This window comes from Roseixanthobacter glucoisosaccharinicivorans (assembly GCF_043195095.2).
Lineage (GTDB): Bacteria > Pseudomonadota > Alphaproteobacteria > Rhizobiales > Xanthobacteraceae > NCEH01.
On the sequence record NZ_CM195538.1, the window covers coordinates 1,773,152 to 1,792,276 of the forward strand.

Annotated in this window: 16 protein-coding genes and 1 tRNA gene; 13 read left to right on the forward strand and 4 right to left on the reverse strand. The window is 65.0% G+C overall.

The window, feature by feature from the left end; all coding sequences use genetic code 11:
- Positions 1-83 precede the first annotated feature (83 nt).
- Genes V5F78_RS07970 through V5F78_RS07985 form a run of 4 tightly spaced genes read left to right on the forward strand, consistent with a single transcriptional unit; the run spans position 84 to position 3,790 of the window.
- Positions 84-1,814 carry an ArnT family glycosyltransferase gene (locus tag V5F78_RS07970; RefSeq protein ID WP_394071536.1) on the forward strand — a complete coding sequence of 577 codons (1,731 nt, stop codon included), beginning with the start codon at positions 84-86 and terminating at the stop codon, positions 1,812-1,814.
- Positions 1,811-2,716, forward strand: a complete 906-nt coding sequence (locus V5F78_RS07975) for a phosphatase PAP2 family protein (RefSeq protein ID WP_394071535.1) — start codon at positions 1,811-1,813, stop codon at positions 2,714-2,716. Before V5F78_RS07970 ends, V5F78_RS07975 begins: the two co-directional genes overlap by 4 nt.
- Positions 2,713-3,468 carry a glycosyltransferase family 2 protein gene (locus V5F78_RS07980; RefSeq protein WP_394071534.1) on the forward strand — a complete coding sequence of 252 codons (756 nt, stop codon included), beginning with the start codon at positions 2,713-2,715 and terminating at the stop codon, positions 3,466-3,468. The genes V5F78_RS07975 and V5F78_RS07980 overlap by 4 nt, the downstream gene beginning before the upstream one ends.
- Positions 3,458-3,790 carry a lipid-A-disaccharide synthase N-terminal domain-containing protein gene (locus V5F78_RS07985; protein WP_394071533.1) on the forward strand — a complete coding sequence of 111 codons (333 nt, stop codon included), beginning with the start codon at positions 3,458-3,460 and terminating at the stop codon, positions 3,788-3,790. Before V5F78_RS07980 ends, V5F78_RS07985 begins: the two co-directional genes overlap by 11 nt.
- Positions 3,791-3,854: 64 nt before the next feature.
- On the opposite strand, the gene metC is transcribed toward V5F78_RS07985, so the two are convergent.
- Entirely contained in the window at positions 3,855-5,033 is a 1,179-nt protein-coding gene (gene metC / locus V5F78_RS07990; RefSeq protein ID WP_394071532.1) for a cystathionine beta-lyase, read from the reverse strand.
- A 174-nt stretch (positions 5,034-5,207) separates the two neighbouring features.
- Here metC and V5F78_RS07995 point away from each other — a divergent pair, with 174 nt between their 5' ends.
- From V5F78_RS07995 to V5F78_RS08020, 6 genes are all read left to right on the forward strand, one after another.
- Complete coding sequence (locus V5F78_RS07995; protein WP_394071531.1) at positions 5,208-6,218, forward strand: amino acid ABC transporter substrate-binding protein; 1,011 nt, start codon at positions 5,208-5,210, stop codon at positions 6,216-6,218.
- A 139-nt stretch (positions 6,219-6,357) separates the two neighbouring features.
- The gene (locus tag V5F78_RS08000; RefSeq protein ID WP_394071530.1) at positions 6,358-7,650 is read left to right on the forward strand and encodes an amino acid ABC transporter permease; all 1,293 of its coding nucleotides are present in this window, start codon (positions 6,358-6,360) and stop codon (positions 7,648-7,650) included.
- A 7-nt stretch (positions 7,651-7,657) separates the two neighbouring features.
- Positions 7,658-9,049, forward strand: coding sequence for an amino acid ABC transporter permease (locus V5F78_RS08005; RefSeq protein ID WP_394071529.1), 1,392 nt, complete (start codon positions 7,658-7,660; stop codon positions 9,047-9,049).
- A gap of 11 nt (positions 9,050-9,060) precedes the next feature.
- On the forward strand, positions 9,061-9,852 hold the full coding sequence (locus V5F78_RS08010; protein ID WP_348848003.1) for an amino acid ABC transporter ATP-binding protein: 792 nt from the start codon (positions 9,061-9,063) through the stop codon (positions 9,850-9,852).
- A 70-nt stretch (positions 9,853-9,922) separates the two neighbouring features.
- Positions 9,923-10,117, forward strand: a complete 195-nt coding sequence (locus V5F78_RS08015; RefSeq protein ID WP_394071528.1) for a hypothetical protein — start codon at positions 9,923-9,925, stop codon at positions 10,115-10,117.
- Between the two features lie 54 nt (positions 10,118-10,171).
- Positions 10,172-10,765 carry a nucleoside 2-deoxyribosyltransferase gene (locus tag V5F78_RS08020; RefSeq protein WP_394071527.1) on the forward strand — a complete coding sequence of 198 codons (594 nt, stop codon included), beginning with the start codon at positions 10,172-10,174 and terminating at the stop codon, positions 10,763-10,765.
- 37 nt (positions 10,766-10,802) lie between these two features.
- Here the strand turns inward: V5F78_RS08020 and V5F78_RS08025 are convergent, their stop codons facing one another.
- Together V5F78_RS08025 and V5F78_RS08030 are read right to left on the reverse strand one after the other, a co-directional pair.
- Complete coding sequence (locus tag V5F78_RS08025) at positions 10,803-11,579, reverse strand: VOC family protein (RefSeq protein WP_394071526.1); 777 nt, start codon at positions 11,577-11,579, stop codon at positions 10,803-10,805.
- Between the two features lie 48 nt (positions 11,580-11,627).
- On the reverse strand, positions 11,628-12,371 hold the full coding sequence (locus V5F78_RS08030; protein ID WP_394071525.1) for a class I SAM-dependent methyltransferase: 744 nt from the start codon (positions 12,369-12,371) through the stop codon (positions 11,628-11,630).
- Between the two features lie 151 nt (positions 12,372-12,522).
- Between V5F78_RS08030 and V5F78_RS08035 the strand changes: the two genes are divergently transcribed.
- The 3 genes from V5F78_RS08035 (at position 12,523) to V5F78_RS08045 (ending at position 18,605) form a co-directional block, all read left to right on the forward strand.
- Positions 12,523-12,612: transfer RNA gene (locus tag V5F78_RS08035), tRNA-Ser, on the forward strand.
- A 473-nt stretch (positions 12,613-13,085) separates the two neighbouring features.
- Entirely contained in the window at positions 13,086-16,772 is a 3,687-nt protein-coding gene (locus V5F78_RS08040) for an autotransporter domain-containing protein (RefSeq protein ID WP_394071524.1), read from the forward strand.
- A 297-nt stretch (positions 16,773-17,069) separates the two neighbouring features.
- The gene (locus tag V5F78_RS08045) at positions 17,070-18,605 is read left to right on the forward strand and encodes a helicase HerA domain-containing protein (RefSeq protein WP_394071523.1); all 1,536 of its coding nucleotides are present in this window, start codon (positions 17,070-17,072) and stop codon (positions 18,603-18,605) included.
- A 49-nt stretch (positions 18,606-18,654) separates the two neighbouring features.
- Here the strand turns inward: V5F78_RS08045 and V5F78_RS08050 are convergent, their stop codons facing one another.
- Positions 18,655-18,879, reverse strand: coding sequence for an FmdB family zinc ribbon protein (locus V5F78_RS08050; protein WP_394071522.1), 225 nt, complete (start codon positions 18,877-18,879; stop codon positions 18,655-18,657).
- Positions 18,880-19,125 lie beyond the last annotated feature (246 nt).

A 19,125-nucleotide genomic window follows, 5' to 3' on the forward strand; every position in this document is an offset into this window, starting at 1 on the left:
TGGCCAAGCGGGGAGGTGGCTCTTTCCGGCGCGGGCGTTTCTGCTATGGTCCCGCGCCCTGAACGAGCGGACCGACTGAACGCATGGCCATTTCCGAGCCCGCCGGCACGCGCCGCACCCGGGCCTTCGACATTGGGACCTTCCTGAGCGAGGGTCTCGATCGCGTGGCCGCAAGCCACGGGCGCGCTGTGCTCGCGCTGGTGGTGGTGGCTCTGCTCGCCTTCGTGCCCGGCATTTCCGGCATCTCGCCCATCGACCGGGACGAAGCGCGCTTCGCCCAGGCGACCAAGCAGATGCTCGAGACCGGAAATTATGTGGACATCCGCTTCCACGATCAGGTGCGATACAAGAAGCCGGCCGGCATTCATTGGCTCCAGGCCGCGAGCGTGACCATCGCCGAGGCCGTGGTCGGCCCGTCGGCGCGCTCCTCCATCCTCTTTTATCGTCTGCCGTCCTTGTTCGCCGCCATCGGCGCCGTTTTGCTGACCTATTGGGCCGCGCTGAACTTCGTGTCACGGCGCGGCGCGCTGCTGGCTGGCCTGATGATGGCGAGCTGTGTCCTGCTGGGGGTCGAAGCGCGCCTCGCCAAGACCGACGCCGTGCTGCTGTTCACCACGCTCTGCTCCATGGCGGCGTTGGCGCGAATCTATGTGCGGCCCGACGGCGACAGGACGCGCGATTTTGGCTGGGCGGCGCTGTTCTGGACCGGGCTCGGCGTCGGCATCATGATCAAGGGGCCGATGGCGCCCCTGTTCGTCGGCCTGCCGATCCTGGTTCTGGTGATCATCGAGCGGTCCGGCGGGTTCCTTCGGCGGCTGAAGCCCCTGGCGGGGCTGGCGTGGTGCGCGCTGATCTGCCTGCCATGGTTCATCGCCATTTACTTCGTCACCAACGGCGCCTTCTACAAGCTTGCGGTCGGCGTCGACATGCTGGGGAAGGTGACCGACGGGCAAGAGGGGCATTGGGGGCCACCGGGCACCTATCTGCTCGCCATGTGGGGCACCTTCTGGCCGGCGATCGCCTTGGTGGCGATGGCGGTTCCGTTCGCCTGGCGTGCCCGCAAGGACCGCGCGGTGCGCTTTCTGCTGGCGTGGGTCGTGCCAGCCTGGATCGTGTTCGAGATCACCGCGACCAAGCTGCCCCATTATGTGCTGCCGCTCTATCCCGGTCTTGCGATCCTCGCCGCCCTGGCCATGGAGCGCGGGGCACTCGCCGGGCAGGGCCGGCGGATGCGGGATTTCGCCAATCTCTGGCCCATTCTCGCCGGCCTGTTGTTCATCGCGCTTGTGGTCGGCTTCCATTATCTCGGCAGCGGTCTGGCGCTTGCGGCATGGCCGCTGCTTGCGGTGGCGGTGGTGCTGCTGGTGATCGCCGCGCGCAGCATCGCCGTGCCGGGGCCGCAAGCGGCGTTCCTCGTCGCCGTGCTGGGGGCCTTGGTTCTCTATTGGGGCGTGTTCGGGATTCTGCTCCCGCAAATGCGCGGGGTATGGATTTCCCAGCGCCTCGCCGAGATCGTACGCGAAAGCGGCTGTCCGGCGGCCAATGTCGCCACCGTCCCCTATCAGGAGCCAAGTCTCGTGTTCCTTGTGGGCACGGATATCAAGTTCACCGATCCCCACCAGGCCGGCGACCTGCTGAAAAAGGGCGGCTGCGCGATCGCCTTCATCGGGGCGGACATGAAGCCGTTGTTCGAGGCGCATGCCCGCGATATCGGCCTCTCCTACCGCGCCACAGCGACCGTGGACGGCTTCACCTATAATGGCGGCCGCAAGGTGAGCATCACGGCCTACCGGCCGGCGGAGGGCACGCCATGACCGCCGTCGCGCCACGGGAGAGCGGCGCCGATGGCCGCCTTGCGCGCGTGCTCGCAGATGTTCTGGCGGTCTTCGCAAGCTTGCTCGGCGCCTGGCGCTATCTGTGGCATCGTCCCGTGCGCGGGCCGCGGCCGCGGGTCGGGCTTGCGGGGGCCGTGGAAGGGGTGTCCCTCACCATCCTCGTGGTGAGCCTGATCGCCGCCTTGATGATCCTGGTGGATCCTCTGATCCCCGGCCTGCGGCTGAAGACGCCGATGGGCGTGGTGCATTTCTTCGAGCGGATCACCGCGCTCGGACTTGGGGGCGTGATTTTGTGGCCGCTGGGTCTCGCGCTTCTGTGCGTGCTCGCGCTCAAGCCGCATCTCGACGACATGGGCCAGCGCATCGCGGCCGCCGTGGTCGCGCGGATCGGCTTCGTGTTCCTCAATGTCGCCGGCGTCGGGCTCGCGGTGCTGGTGGTGAAATATCTGCTTGGGCGCGCGCGGCCCTACATGGCGCTTCACCTCACGGGGCCGAACGCGCAGCTGACGTTCGACTGGTTCGCCATGCGCGCCAGCTTCTCCTCCTTTCCCTCCGGACACAGCACCGTGGTGTTTGCCGTGGCCCTGGCCTTCGCCGCTCTCTTTCCCCGCGCACGCGGGGCCTTGATCGCAGTTGCAGCGCTGGTCGGCATATCGCGCGTGGTGCTCGGTTCGCATTATCCCAGCGATGTGCTTGCCGGCGCGGCCTTGGCCTGCCTTTCCACCATCCTTCTGGTGAAGCTGTTCGCGGCGCGCCGCCTGGTGTTCGCCGTGGCTGGGGATGGCACCATCCGCCCCATGGCGGGGCCGGGCGCGCGCCGGCTCGCCCGCCTTATTCCCAAATCCGCACGCATGTCCGCGCTCGAAGAGGCGAGATCTTGAATTCCCCCGCGCCAAATACCCCGCACTGCCCCCGCCTTTCGGTCGTCATCTCGGTCAAGGACGAGGCGGAGAACATCGCCCCCCTGGTTACGGAAATCGACGCCGCGCTCAAGGAGCCGTTCGAGCTGATCTTCGTGGACGATGGTTCCGCTGACGATACGCTGGCTCAGTTGAACGCTGTCGCCGCGACGCGGCCTTATGTCCGCATCCTGCGCCATGCCAAGGCGTGCGGAAAATCCGCCGGCGTCAATACCGGCGCCTGGGCTGCGACCGGCGACATCCTTCTGCTGCTCGATGGCGACGGACAGAACAATCCGATCTATCTGCCGGAGCTGCTGCGCGCGCTCGACGAAGGCGGGCCCCGTGTCGGCATGGCGCAGGGCGAACGGCAAGGACGCAAGGACACGGCCTTCAAGCGCGTCCAATCGCGCATCGCGAATGCGGTGCGGGGGGGATTGCTGCAAGACGGAACCAAGGATACAGGGTGCGGCCTGAAAGTCGTGCGGCGCGAGCTCTATCTGCGCCTGCCGGTATTTGACGGGCTTCACCGCTTCACACCCGCGCTTGTCGCGCGTGAAGGGTATCGCATCGTGACATATCCGGTGGTGGACCGGCCGCGCTGGCACGGTAAATCCAAATATGGCTTCTTCGACCGCCTTTGGGTCGGCATCGCCGATCTGCTCGGGGTCTGGTGGCTGATCCGGCGCCGCCGCGTGCCGGAATTGGTTGAGGTTGATCCGAATGCTCGTTGAACTGGTCCAGGCCGCCGGGGATTATCTGCACGACGTGTTCGTCACGCAGCTTGATTGGTGGGTTGTCCTCGGGTTCGTCGCCCAGATCCTGTTCACCATGCGGTTCGTGGTGCAGTGGCTTGCGAGCGAGCGGGCCGGGCGTTCGGTGATTCCGTTCGCATTCTGGACCTTCTCCCTCGGCGGCGGCACGCTCCTGCTGGTCTATGCCCTGTATCGCAAGGACCCGGTGTTCATCGCCGGGCAGGCGCTCTCGACCTTCATTTACATCCGCAATCTGCAATTTGCGCTGCGCGAGCGCCGGGCGGATCGCGCCGCCACCTGAGCGACCCGGTCCAACTTTGCCGGTCCCTCTCCCGCATGCGGGAGAGGGACATCGAGAAATCGTGCTACACCGCCGACATCTTCGCGAACGCCTGCTCCAGGTCCGCCATGAGGTCGTCGGTGTTTTCCAGGCCGATATGTATGCGGATCGCGGGGCCTTCCGCCTGCCATCTGGTCGCCGTGCGATAGCCTGAGCAATCGAACGCGATGATCAGGCTTTCGTAGCCGCCCCAGGAATAGCCCATGCCGAAATGCACCAGCGCATCAAAGAAGGCTGCCAGCGCCTGATCCGAAACCGGATTGAGGACGGCGCTGAACAAGCCGGAGGAGCCCTTGAAGTCGCGCTTCCAGAGGGCATGGCCGGGGTGGCTCTCAAGCGCGGGATGCAGCACGCGGGAGACCTGCGGCAGGCTTTGCATCCAGCGAGCGACTTTCAGCGCCGACTCCTGATGACGCTCCAGCCGCACCGCGAGGGTGCGCAGGCCGCGCGATCCGAGGGCGGCATCATCGGGGCTGATGCAAATTCCCATGTCGCCGTGCAAGTCCTGCACGCGCTTCCAGCTTGGCCCCACCGCGGAGATGGTGCCGAGATTGAGGTCGGCATGCCCGCCGATATATTTCGTGCCGGCCTGGATCGAGACATCGACCCCGAAATCGTGCGGCCTGAAGAACAGAGGCGTCGCCCAGGTATTGTCGATCAGCGTGGTGATGCCGTGAGCGCGGGCCACGGCGGTAATGGCCGGGATGTCCTGCATCTCGAAGCTCTGGGAACCGGGCGCCTCCAGGAAGATCGCGCGGGTGTTGTCGCGCAAAAGTTTGTGGATGTCTGCGCCGACCAGCGGATCATAATAGCTGGTCTCCACACCCATTTTCTTCAGTATGGTGTCGCAGAAGCGGCGCGTGGGAAAATAGGCGGTGTCCACCATCAAGAGATGATCGCCGGCGGAAAGGGCGCTGAGCAGAGCGACCGAGCACGCCGACAGGCCTGAGGGGGTCAGCACCACGCCATCCGAGCCCTCCAGGGATTTCAGAGCCGTTTCAAGCGCCTCGGTGGTGGGATTGCCGCGCCGGCCATAGCTGTAGCGTCCGCGATGCGCGGACAAGTCGGCATAGGTGGGATAGAGCACCGTCGAGCCGCGAACCACCGGCGGGTTGACGAAGCCATCAAAACGAAACGGGTCCCGGCCGAGGCGAACGACCTCGGTCTCTGGCGCGAAATTTGCTTTAACATCGGTGGGCGTCATCGGATGCTCCGAAATGCCTAATCCTGCATCTGCCCACGCACGCGGCATGCTATTGACCGCCCGGTCGCGAGGGATTGAGATGTATCCCATACGACGTCCCGGACAACGGCGTCGATCCCGAACCACGGGACGTTGTCCGATTGGCTTCAGGTGCAACAAGAGAAGGGACCTTCCGTGAAACGCATCCTGTGTGCAGTGGCTGGATTGATCGCGCTCGGCGTCGGCGCGGGGCATGCCGCGACGCTTGACGACGTAAAGGCGCGTGGCGCTCTCAACTGCGGCGTGACCCAAGGCTTGCCGGGATTTTCCAATCCCGACGACAAGGGCAATTGGACCGGTATCGACGTGGATTTCTGCCGCGCTGTCGCGGCTGCCATCTTTGGTGATGCCACCAAGGTGAAATTTTCCCCCCTCTCGGCCAAGGACCGCTTCACGGCGCTCCAGTCGGGCGGCATCGACGTGCTCTCGCGCAACACCACCTGGACCATGTCGCGCGACACCACCCTCGGCTTCAACTTTGCCGGCGTGATGTATTACGATGGCCAGGGCTTCCTGGTGCGCAAGTCGCTCAACCTCAAGTCCGTGAAGGATTTGGCGGGTGCCTCGATCTGCGTGCAGACCGGCACCACCAACGAGTTGAACGTTGGCGATTATTTCCGCACCAACAACCTTAAATACGAGCTGATCGCGTTCGCCACCATCGACGAAACGGTCAAGGCCTATGATTCCGGCCGGTGCGATGCCTTCACCTCGGACCAGTCGCAGCTCTATTCGGTGCGGCTGAAGCTCACCAACGCGAACGACCATGTCGTTCTGCCGGAAGTCATCTCCAAGGAGCCGCTCGGCCCGCTGGTGCGTCATGGCGACGACCAGTGGTTCGATCTCATCAAGTGGACCTATTTCGTTCTGCTCAATGCCGAGGAACTCGGCGTCACCAGCAAGAACGTGGACGAGATGGTCAATTCCCCGAACCCGGAGATCAAGCGTCTTCTGGGCTCGGACGGCAAGTATGGCGAAGCGGTCGGCGTGCCCAATGACTGGGTCGTCAAGATCGTGAAGCAGGTCGGCAATTACGGCGAAATCTTCGACCGCAATCTCGGCCCGTCGACCCCGCTCGCCATCAATCGCGGCCTCAACAAGCTGTGGAACCAGGGCGGCCTTCAATACGGCATGCCCGTTCGCTGATGCGATGATCCGGCGCCCCGCGTGGGCGCCGGATTTCCTTGCCTCGGCGCCGACACCGCCGCGCCTGACGACCGAACGACCTTTCTCTTTTTTGCATTTTCCAAAAGGGGCCGCAGAGTCCCGGATCTTGAGGGGCTAGATGACAGACGCACGCTGGTCGGAGCCCGCTCCGACGCGCCGGCGATGGTCGTGGACCGACCCGGCGCTCCGTTCCGCAGTGATCCAGATCGCATTGGGCATCGCGCTCATCTGGCTCGCCTGGTCGTTCTTCGCCAATGCCCAGGCCAACCTGGCCCGGCAAGGCATCGCCTCCGGCTTCGGCTTTCTCGACAATTCCGCCGGCTTCGGCATTACGCAGACGCTCATTCCCTATTCGGAATCCATGAGCTATGGCCGCGCCTTCCTGGTGGGCCTGCTCAACACGCTGCTGGTGGCGTTTCTGGGCATCATCCTCGCCACCATCATCGGCTTTCTCGTGGGCGTCGCTCGCCTTTCGGAGAATGTGGTCATCAAGGGCCTGGCCTCCGCCTATGTGGAAGTCACGCGCAACTTGCCGCCGCTGTTCCAGATCCTGTTCTGGTACCTCGCAGTGTTGGCGGCCATGCCGAATCCGCGTCAGAGCTGGGGCTTCGGGCTCCAGCCCCTGTTCAATTTCCTCGCGGACACCTTCGCGAGCATCGGCCTTGCGCCGCTCTCGGCGATGTTCCGCGCGTTCGCCGGCGACGTGGCGGGGCCGTCGGTCTTCATCAACAATCGCGGCCTCGTCGTTCCGCGCCCCCTCTTTGAGAGCGGTTTCGTCTGGGTCGTCGTGGCGTTTTTTGTCGCCATCCTCGCGTCGTTCCTGATCGGCCGATGGGCCAAGGCGCGGCAATTGGCGACCGGCCAGCAATTCCCGGTGTTCTGGACCGGGTTCGGCCTGATCGTCGGCTTGCCTTTGGTCACCTGCTTCGCGCTCGGGGTACCGGTGACGCTTGAAACGCCGCATCTGCAGGGCTTCAACTTCGTCGGCGGCATACGGGTGATCCCGGAATTCGTGTCGCTGCTGCTGGCCTTGTCGATCTACACCGCCGGCTTCATCGCCGAGATCGTGCGCGCCGGCATCCTGGCGGTCTCGAAGGGCCAGACCGAGGCCGCGAAATCGCTCGGGCTGCGCTCGGGGCCGACCCTGCGCCTCGTGGTCATCCCGCAGGCCATGCGCGTGATCGTGCCGCCCCTGACCAGCCAATATCTCAACATCACCAAGAATTCGACCTTGGGCGTCGCGGTCGGTTATCCGGATCTGTTCGCCATCTTCGCCGGCACGACGCTGAACCAGACCGGGCAGGCGATTGAAATCATCGCCATCACCATGGCGGTCTATCTCGCCATTTCTATTCTCACTTCGATGCTCATGGGCTGGTACAACAAGCGCGTCGCGCTCGTGGAACGGTGAGGGCGCCATGAATACCGCACCGCGCCCCGCACCCCAGGCGGCCTTCGTCGCCCCGGCGGACCTGCGCCCGCAAGAGCCGGCGCCCGTCTCCAATCGCGGCATCTATGGCTGGTCCCGCGCCCATCTGTTCGGCTCGGTCGGGCAGGTGCTGTTGACCTTGCTCGGCATCCTCGTGGTCTATGTCACCATTCCCCCGTTGCTGAAGTTCTTCATCTTCGATGCGGTCTGGAGCGGTGCGGGGCGCGACGCCTGCCTGCCGGAAAAGATCGGCCGGCCGGTTGGGGCGTGCTGGCCCTTCATCTATGCCAAGTTCAACCAGATCCTCTACGGCTTCTATCCGGAAAGTGAGCGCTGGCGGGTCAATGTGGTCTATTTCCTGGGTGCGGCGCTGCTCGCCCCGCTGCTGTTCCCCAAGGTGCCTTACAAGCGGTTGAACGCCCTGGCCTTTTTCGGCATCTATCCGGTGGTGTGCTTTGTCCTGCTCACCGGCGGCAATCTCTCCTTCAACAATTTCCTGCTGGGCGGGACAGGGCTCGAAAATATCCAAGGCTCGTTCGCGGGATTGCGCCTGTCCTATTGGGTGCAGTTCTTCCTCGTGACCGCGATCGCTTGCGGAATTGCCGCCTTGGCGGCTCCCGTGTTCGGGGGCACCCGGCGCGGGGCGATCAACGGCACGCTCTCCGCTTTCGGCGTCCTTGCCTTGGTGCTGCTGGCGATGGACCTGGATTTTGGCCTCCAGGAAGTGGAGACGCGCCAATGGGGTGGCCTGCTGGTGACCCTGGTGATCGCAGTCACCGGCATCGTCGTGTCGCTGCCGCTCGGCATTCTCCTGGCGTTGGGGCGGCGATCCGATCTGCCGCTGGTGAAGATTTCCTCGATCATATTCATCGAGTTCTGGCGCGGCGTGCCGCTCATCACGGTGCTGTTCTTCGCCACCTACATGCTGCCCTTGTTCCTGCCGGGGCGCTTCACCATTGATGGTCTGTTGCGGGCACTCGTGGGCGTGGCGTTGTTTGCCTCCGCTTATATGGCCGAGGTGGTGCGCGGGGGACTTCAGGCGATTCCCAAGGGACAATATGAAGGCGCGCAGGCCATGGGCCTGCGGTCGGGCCTGATGATGCGGCTCGTCATCCTGCCCCAGGCGCTGAAATTGGTGATTCCTGGAATCGTCAATAATTTCATCGGTCTGTTCAAGGATACGACGCTCGTCCTGATCGTTTCGATCTTCGACCTGCTGGGCATTCTGCGCGCCTCCTTCACCGATCCGTCCTGGGCGACGCCCACCACCTTGTTCACCGGCTTCGGCTTCGCCGGGCTTGTCTATTTCGTCTTCTGCTACGGCATGTCCCGGTATTCGATGGCGCTGGAAAAGCGGCTCGACCGGTCCAACCGTCATTGAGGGAGCATGCCATGTCTTCAGTCTCTCATACTCAAGATCCGCTCATCGCCGAAGTCGAGGCAACCGCCCCCGCCGTCGCGGTGGAGCTGGTCGCCGTCAACAAATGGTACGGCGATTTCCATGTGCTTCGGGATATCAACCTCACGGTGAAGCGCGGCGAGCGCATCGTCATCTGCGGGCCCTCCGGCTCCGGCAAATCGACCATGATCCGTTGCATCAATCGCCTGGAAGAGCACCAGAAGGGCAGTATTGTCGTCGACGGCATCGAGCTCACCAACGATCTGAAGCGCATCGACGAAGTGCGCCGAGAGGTCGGCATGGTGTTCCAGCACTTCAACCTGTTTCCGCACCTCACCATTCTTGAGAATTGCACCCTCGCGCCCATGTGGGTGCGCAAGATGCCCAAGAAAGAGGCGGACGAAGTGGCGATGCACTTTCTCAAGAAGGTGAAGATTCCCGAACAGGCGAATAAATACCCCGGCCAGCTGTCCGGTGGCCAGCAGCAGCGTGTCGCCATTGCGCGCGCCCTCTGCATGCGCCCGCGCATCATGCTGTTCGATGAGCCGACCTCCGCCCTCGACCCGGAAATGGTGAAGGAGGTTCTCGACACCATGGTGAGCCTCGCGGAGGAGGGCATGACCATGCTGTGTGTCACCCACGAAATGGGGTTTGCCCGGCAGGTGGCGGACCGGGTGATCTTCATGGACGCGGGCCAGATCATCGAGATGAACGAGCCGAACGCCTTCTTCTCCAATCCCCAGCATGAGCGCACCAAGCTCTTCCTCTCGCAGATCCTGCATTGAGGACACCTGGGCGCGGCGAACCGAAACCCGCGTCCGGCGTTACATCTCCGAGATGAATGGGAGATGTGACATGGAAGACCAGAATGAACGGCGCGAGGAAGCGGCTTTCCGCACGCCGGATCAGCGTGGGATCGAAGGAGAAGTGGTGACGCCGGCGCCAAAGGCCAGGCAAGGCGTCACATCCAGCCGCATCGTCACCATTCTCGCGGTGGGGCTGGTGCTGGTGATCATCGGCTTTGCCGCAAGCTATCTGACTTCGGTATAAGGAAAGCCCGGCTCGCTTCCGCGCGCCTGAAGCAGGCAAGGCACGCGCAAGAGAATGGTACGCGTCTATCTCGCAGGCCCGGATGTGTTCCGGCTTGATGCCGCTCAGCATTACGCGACCCTGGTGGGCTTGTGCGCTCGGCATGGGCTGGTGGCGCTGCACCCGTTCGACGGGGGCGACCAGGACAATGCCGTGACCTCCGCCGAGATCCGCGCGCGGTGTATTTCCCAGCTGGATCGGGCCGATGGCATCATTGCCAACATCACGCCCTTCCGCGGCGCCCATATGGATCCCGGCACGGCCTGGGAATTGGGCTATGGCGAGGCGCGGGGCCTGCCCGTGTTCCTGTGGACCAACGATCCGCGCCCCATGGTGGCGCGGATCGACGCGGCGCAAGGCGAATCAGGCTTTCGCGATTTAGACGGGCACCTGGTCGAGGATTTCGGCCATGTGGAAAATCTGATGATCACGCACCCCGGCGCGCCGGTCGCGACCACCGCAGAGGCAGCGGTCGCGGCGGCGGCGGAGCATCTTCACCGGATCGCGCGGGCGCGGGCGTTGAAACTCGGGCTTGTGCCGAAGATCGCGATCGCGCTCCTGGCGTCGTTCGTTCTCAGCTTCATCGTCAACCGCATCGTCGGCTGGTAGGCATGCGCCGCCGATTTGGCTGCGCATGCTGTGTCGGCTAGCTGCCGCGCGATCCCACTAGGGCAAACATGGTCCCCTGCGGGTCCAGCGCCTGGAGGATGAATGCGCCGCCGGGCACCGGCATGGGTCCGTTGATCACCTGACCACCGCCTGCCGTCACGCGCCCACCGGCCGCGTCGATATCGCCGACCACGAAATAATATAGCCAGAACGGCATGGGAACGGCTTCGGGCTTGGTGAACATGCCACCGAGCGCATTGCCGCCCAGGCCGAACAATTGATAGGTGCCCATGGGGCCCATATCCACCGCCTGATCCTTCTTCCAGCCGAACAGCTCGGCATAGAAGGGCAGGGCGGCCTCCCAGTCGATGGCGAGCAATTCGTGCCACCCGACATTGCCCTTGGCCATCTGGTCGGGCAGGGGATGGGCGCTCTCGTCTTCCCACTTGAACAGGGAGATCACCGCCCCCTGCGGGTCGCCAATCACTGCGAAGCGGCCGACGCCGGGGATATCCCGAGGTTCGATATGAATCGTGCCGCCGAGCGCCTTGGCCTTGGTGGCGGCCACGTCGACGTCGTCCACGTGCACATATCCGGTCCAGTGGGGCGGCACACCCCGATCGCGCAAGTCCTGCGGCAGCGTCATGAGACCGGCGACGGGGCCGGAGTCGGTCGTAAACAGCGTGTAGGGCATGTCCGGCATGTCGAGCTTCTGCGCGCCCCAACCCACCACATCGCCATAGAAGGCGACGGCGGCGTCCATGTCGGGGACCATCAGTTCATACCAGACAAAGCGACCGTGAGACGAAGCCATGGGTTTCCTCCTGTTGGACGTTTCGGCAGCATCGGCGTGAGACGCCACCTATCCGGGGGCCTGTGCCGCATCCCCTTCCGTACACTCGAGGGACGGTGCCTTTGTGACCGGCTCCAAGGTCGCCGGTTGCGGTTTGCGGATGCGGCACTTGGTGGGCGAGTGCTCCAGCTCCAGGTGGGTGACGGTGGCCAGTTCATCGAACGCGCGCCGCACGCCGGGAAAATGACCGTCCACCCGATAATCGTCGCCGATCAGGATGCCGCCGGACTCCAGCAGCGGCCACCAATTCAGGATATCGGTCGCGACGGAGCGGTAATCATGGGCGCCGTCGATATGGATCATCTGCGGGCGGATCTTGTGGGCGCGCAGCAGGGCGCAGGCGTTCACGCTGTCCAGCGGCAAAGGCAGGACCAGATCCTGAAGGCCTTCATGAAGGATATTGGCCATGAAGGTGTGATAGAGGCTCGGATAACCCTGTTTTAGATTGAGGTCGGCGAACATCTTCGGGCTGGCCCAATGTTCCGAGCTTCCGAGCCAAGTGTCCACCGCAAGCACCATGCCCGGCACGCCCAGCGCGCGCAGTGCCTTTGCCATGGTGATGACGGACCGGCCCTTCCACACGCCGATCTCGACGATGAGGACCGGGCGGGTCTCGTACACGCTGGTGATGAGGTAGGGATGGGTGGACCCCCAGCCCTGTTTGTCCACCTTGATGCCCGTGGGATCGAAGCCCTCAAAAGGGTCGCTGCCGTGCCATAGTTTGCGCACCAGCGCGGCTCGCATTTCGCTCATTTGGGCTTGGTTCTCCCCGGTAGGGCGCCACCCTATCTCCGATCGGGGCGTCGGGAAATCGGGGACGGCACAGAAGCGCCATCTCGCCACCCTCGACGTCGGCGGCCGGCTTGAGGTATGAGGCACACTGGCACAGCGCAACGACGTGTCGGGAAGGGTGGCCGAGTGGTTTAAGGCAGCGGTCTTGAAAACCGCCGTGGGTTCACGCCCACCGTGGGTTCGAATCCCACCCCTTCCGCCATGTCAGTCCCAAACTGGGGACGCCTGGAGCCGCCGATTTCCCTCCTGAGTCGTCAACATCATCGCTCGGAAGCTTGCGCGCAATTCCGCTCACCGCCCGGCTACGGCCCGGCCCTATCGGCGGCCGCCGGACAGCTGGACGCGCGATCCACGCCCCACATGGCAGCATGAATCCTTGATGCCATGGTCCCGAGAGACGGTCTCGGCGTGGAGGCCTCGCGGCATCCGGCACCGTGGCTCCTGGATGCCGGGCGATTGTGACCGGTCGGCCACATGGGGGGCCTCTTTCCTACCTTTTGTGAATAAGTCCAAAAAGTTTCAGCCCGTTATCCGCCTGTTATGATAGCGAAATTGGACAGCTGTGAGGTGGGGGAGATTTTGATGCTGGGTGCAGATGCCAATCGCCGCGGCACGGATATCGGGCGTCCTGTGGTCCTAGGATGGCTCTCAATCCGGTCTGCCCTTCTGGGATCTGTGGCTGTTCTTTCCGTCCTTACGGCCTCCAGCTTCGCCGCACATGCGGCGGATGGTGACGGTGGCGCGGGCGGGACTAACCTTCCGATCAGCATTGGGGGCAGCGCGAGTGCCACCGCAGCCGGCGGAGACGGGACGGATGGAAGCGGAACGGACCCGGGCAATCTCTCCGGAGGCGCCGGCGGAGGCAGCGGCCTGACGGGTGGCAATGGCGGCTCGGGTGCCAACATCGATGGCGGCTTTGGCGGTGCAGGCGCATCCGCGGCTGGCGATGCTGGATCTGATGGCACCGCCGGCGGCAACAACAGTTCCGGCGGTGGCGGCGGCGGCGGCGCGCATGCCTTTGTCGGGCTCATCACCGATCTGCCCACTTCAGGAACCCTCACCGGCGGCGCTGGCGGCAATGGCGGTGCTGCCGGATTTGCGGGATATGGCGGCGGTGGCGGCGGTGGCGGCTTCGGGGCGGTTGTCACCGGGCTCACAGGCTCGGGCGGCGCCATCACCGTCAGCGCCGCGGGCGGCGCGGGTGGTGGATATGGCTGGGCCGGCGTCGGCGGCAACGGCGGCAGCGGCCTTCTCATTTATCAACCCACCGGCGACAATTTGATCACCATCACGGGCAGTTCGATCACCGGTGGCGCGGGTGGGTCGGGCATCAATGCCAGCTGGAAAGGCGGCGACGGCGGCTCGGGTCTCGTGCTCAGCGGGGGAACTGGCAATACCGGCGTCTTGATTTCTGGAGGTAGCATCACCGGTGGTGATGCTGGAACCGGTGTGATCGGCTCCGCCGGCGGCAATGGTATCCTCGTCGAGAACACGAGTGGCGTCACCAGCCTTGGCATCGCGACGTCGGTGACGGGGGGAACTGGTACAAGTGGGATCTTCGGCGTTGGTGCTGGCGGTGCGGGCATCCAGGGCGCGAACCTTGCTGTGTCTATTGCAGCAGGGGGCTCTGTAACCGGCGGCCTCGGGGGCAATGGAGTTCGCGCGGCCGCGCTGAATTTCGTCGACGGCACCAACAGCCTCACCCTGGCATCCGGCGCGACCCTGACCGGCGACATCGTGGTTGCGACCAATACGACCACGCTCGAATTCGCCCAGTCCACCAATTACACCTTGTCCAGTGTAATTTCAGGTAACGGCTCCATCTCCAAGACCGGCGCCGGAACCCTCATCCTCACCGGCGCAAACACCTATACCGGCGGCACCACCATCTCCGCCGGCACGCTGCAGATTGGCGATGGCGGCACCACGGGCTCGATCACCGGCGACGTGACGAACAATGCGGCGCTCGCCTTCAACCGCTCGGACGCGGTGACCTATTCCGGCATCATCTCCGGCACCGGATCCCTGACCCAGGCGGGCGGCGGCACGCTCATCCTCACGGGTGCCAATACGTACAGCGGCGGCACCACCATCTCCGCCGGCACGCTGCAGATTGGTGATGGCGGCGCCACGGGCTCGATCACCGGCAACGTGACGAACAACGGCACCCTCGTTTTCAACCACTCTGGCAGCGATCTCTTCCTCGGCAATATTTCGGGTTCAGGCCAGGTGGTGAAGGAGGGATCGGGATCGCAAACCCTGTCCGGCACCAACACCTATACGGGCGGTACGACGATCAATGCCGGCACGCTGCAGGTGTCGTCCGACGAAGCCCTCGGCGCCGCAAGCGGCAGCCTGACGCTCAATGGCGGTACGCTGAGCACCTCCGGTACCTTCACTTCGTCGCGGTCGGTGATCCTCGGTTCCAACGGCGGTACATTAAGTACCGCTTCGGGGGTTCTCACCGTTTCGGGCGTCATTTCGGGCAGCGGCGGGCTCACCATCGAAGGGGGGGCGCCCACTGGCGTGATCTTGACCGGGAACAACACCTATACGGGAACGACGACGGTCAACGGTGCGCTCGCCATCGGCTATCTGGGCAATTCCGGGTCGGTGGCCGGTGACATTGTCGTCAATCCGAACGCTGTTCTGCTTTTTGCCCGGTCCGACAGCTATAACGTCGCCAATTCCATCACGAGTGCCGTGGGCTCCAGTTTGGGATTCACCGGCGGCGGCACCTATACCTATTCGGGGGGCGGGTCCATCAACGGTCAGGTCCTTGTCCAGGGTGCAACGCTGCGTCTGACCGGTAGCGAGTTCGCCACCGCCTCTTCCATGAACCTATCGCTTGGCGGCACACTCTCCGGCAACGGCACGGTGTCCAGCCTGGTCGTGGGCGACGGCGGCATCGTTGCTCCCGGCAATTCGCCCGGCACCATCGCGGCCTCCAGCGTGTCCTTCGGCAATGGCTCTCTCTACCGGGTGGACGTAACGCCCGCCGGCGCCCACGACCTCATCACCGCAACCGGGGCGGTTACGATCAATGGCGGTGCCGCCGTTCAGGTGGTGGCGCAGCCGGGACGCTATGCGGTGAACAGCTCCTACGCCATCATCACCACAACGGGCACGTTGACCGGCACCTTCGGAAGCGTGACCAGCGACTATGCGTTCCTGACGCCGTCGCTGAGCTATGATGCGCAGAATGTCTATCTTCTGCTGCATTATGCCGGCGTCGATTTCGCCACCTATGCGCAGACGCCCAATCAGGCCGGCACGGCCATGGCGGCGCAGGCGCTGGGGGCGGGCAACAGCGTGTTCGACGCGTTGGTGCAACAGACGGCGACCTCCGCGCCGGGTGCCTTCAATGCCCTGTCGGGCGAGGCCTATGCCTCCACCGGCACGGTGCTCCAGCAGCAGGCGGTCTATGTGCGCGACGCGGTTGGCGGCCGGTTGCGTCAGGCCCTCACGGCCCCGGGCGTAGTGCCTCTGGCCTATGGCGCCGGCGGTCCGCAGACGGCCGCGCTGGGCGAGGGGCTCACCCCGACGCTGTGGGCGCAGGGCTATGGCGGCTGGGGCAACAGCTTCTCCAACGGCAATGCGGCATCCATCTCCAACTCTATCGGCGGCTTCCTCATTGGCCTCGACGTGGCGGTGGCGCCCAATGTGCGTGGCGGCTTGTTCGGCGGCTTCAGCCAGTCGAAATTCGATGTGCCGGATCGGTCCTCGTCAGGCTCCATCGACAATTACGACATCGGCCTCTATGCGGGCGCGCAGTTCGGCGCTCTCGCGCTGCGGGGTGGCGCCGCCTATACGTGGCACGACGTGTCCGCGACGCGCACAGTGGCCTTCCCCGGCTTCTGGCAGTCTGCCGACGGGGGCTACACGACGGGAACCGCGCAGGTGTTCGGCGAGGCGGGCTATGAAGTGGCCGTGGGCGCCTATGCCTTCGAGCCGTTTGCGGGCTTGGCCTATGTGAACGTGGCGGGGGGCTCCTTCCTGGAAAGCGGTGGTGCGGCGGCGCTCTCGGTTTCCACCGGCGGCATGGATACGGTCTATTCCACCCTCGGCCTGCGGGTTGCGACGACGATGCAGGCCTGGGGCCGCACGCTGACGCCGCACGCGACATTGGGGTGGCAGCACGCCTTCGGCGACACGACGCCCACGAGCGCCATGCAATTTCTCGGCGGGACCTCGCCCTTCTCGGTGTCGGGCGTGCCTATCGCGGAAGATGCGCTGCTGCTGGAGGCGGGACTGTCCTATGCGTTCTCCGAGAAGGCGACGTTTGGGGTCTCCTACACCAGCCAGCTCGCCAGCACGGCGGCTCAGAATGCCTTCACCGCCCAGTTCGCGCTGAAATTCTGAGGACTATCGCCGAAGCCCACGCGGACCGGACGCGCTCACCGTCTGCCCCTTCCGTTAGAGGGGGCAGACGCGCGTCTTGACGCGTTTAAGAACGGCCCATCGGCGCAATTATGATTTTCGCGCTGAGGCTGTCGTCGGGCGACTGGTGGTCGGGCTTGAGGCGGATGGCCTGATCCGCTCGGGCAACCGGCCTGCCGAAACACAGGGTCGACCCGGCGGCGCGGTTGAATACGCGGCGGGAATCGATAGTAGTCGCGCCATGAAGTTTTCCCTGCTCACCACCGGGCGGTCGCCACGATGACGGCGCCCGCCAAGGTGTCCATCGACCTCGGCACCCGCTCAGGCGGGGGCACGGCCGTGCTCGATCTTGAGGAATTGCTGGCAACGCGCCTTCTGGTGCAGGGGAATTCCGGTTCCGGAAAGTCCCACCTTCTGCGTCGGCTTCTGGAGCAGAGCGCGCCGTGGGTCCAACAGGCGGTTATAGATCCGGAGGGCGAGTTTACCGCGCTCGCGGAGCGGTTCGGCCATGTGGTGGTGGATGCCCAAAGGGGCGAGGCCGATCTTCAGCGCATCGCAGCCCGGGTGCGCCAGCATCGCGTTTCGGTGGTGCTAAACCTGGAAGGGCTCGACAGCGATCAGCAGATGCGCGCCGCCGCCGCGTTCCTGGGCGGCCTGTTCGATGCCGATCGCGACGTGTGGTATCCCATTCTGGTGGTGGTGGATGAAGCGCAATTGTTCGCGCCTGCCGCCGCCGGTGAAGTTTCGGACGAGGCCCGCAGGGTATCGCTCGCCGCCATGACGAATCTCATGTGCCGGGGCCGCAAGCGTGGGCTTGCCGGGGTCATCGCCACCCAGCGTCTCGCCAAGCTCGCCAAGAACGTTGCTGCCGAGGCATCCAACTTTCTCATGGGCCGCACGTTCCTGGACATCGACATGGCCCGCGCGGCCGACCTGCTCGGCATGGAACGCCGGCAGGCAGAGACGTTCCGCGACCTGGAGAGCGGCAATTTCATCGCCCTCGGCCCGGCCCTGGCGCGCCGGCCCCTGCCGGTGCGGATCGGTTCCGTGGAGACGGCGGCGCATACCACCAGTCCCAAGCTGATGCCGCTGCCGGACCCCGCCGCAGCCGAGGATGCCCACGACCTGATCTTCACCCCGGGGGCCGACGAGGCACGGCCGCTGGTGCCGCGCCGCCCGCCGGCCGTGGCTCCCACGGCCGATGTCCTCGCGCAGCTGTCCCGAAGCGGACCGGCCATCGCGCCTGCGGCCGCCGAGCCCGCGCCAGGGGTCTCGCCCGAGCAGCGCCAGGCGGCCATCGACCAGGCGTTGCGTGAGATCCTCGCTGAAAGCGACGCCGGCTTTCGGACGATCGCGGTGCTGTATCAAGATTTCCTGGTGAGGTGCCGGATTCGGCGGGTGGGCGGCGAGCCGCTCAGTCTGTCGGCCTTTCGCCGCCGGCTGGCCGTGGCCCATGCCGGCATCGACATGGCCGAGGCGGAAGCGGAGAATTCACCCTGGGCGGAAGTCCTCACCATGGCCGGGGCTCTGCCGGAGGATATGCAGGGGGTCTTCCTTTCGCTGGCGCGCGCGGCGTTCGACCGGCGGCCGTGCCCATCGGATGCGGATGTCGCCCACGCCTATGGCAGCCGCTCGCCCGGCCGTGCCCGGCGGCTTCTGGCCTATATGGAGGAACAGCGGGTGATCGTGTCCCGCCTGGACGGTCGCGGACGGCGCATCGTGGCCATTCCGGGCGTTGCGTGGGAAACCGCGCCGGGCGATCCCAACGCCGCCGCCGGATCGGCGGCGGTTTCCGAGGCCACCTCCGCCGATTGAGTCACCGATCGGGGGCTGATCTCTTGTTATCGCGGGCGCACGCCCGTCCTCAGCGTCGTTCCGACCGGCTGAAATTGCTCAGATGGCCCTCGCGCGCGGCTTGCGCCCGGGCCGATTTGATGATGCCGGCACTCTTGCCCTCCGGCGCCACGCGCGACATCAGCCGCTGCATGTCTGCGCCGCCACATGCCGGGCATTTCGGCTTTTCCGAGAAGCCGATCAGCAATTCGACATCCTTGTCGCATTGCGCACAATGGAAGCTGTAAAGCGGCATATCCGCGCCTCTGCATGTCGCTCGGCGGCATGGCGCCGCCGATGATCCTTTGCGCGGACAGGTCTCGGCGCGGACAGATCCGGCCGGGCCGCCGTGGCGCAAGCCCGGACCATTCCGGGCCGGACCCACGGTGCAGAAAACGCGCCAAGTGTCGTGCCATGCCGCCCTCTCGGCGGCGGCGGCAGGGCAGGGCAGGGGCAGGCAGCCGCAAATCCGGGCCGGGCAGCGGAGCCGCCGTCCGGCCGC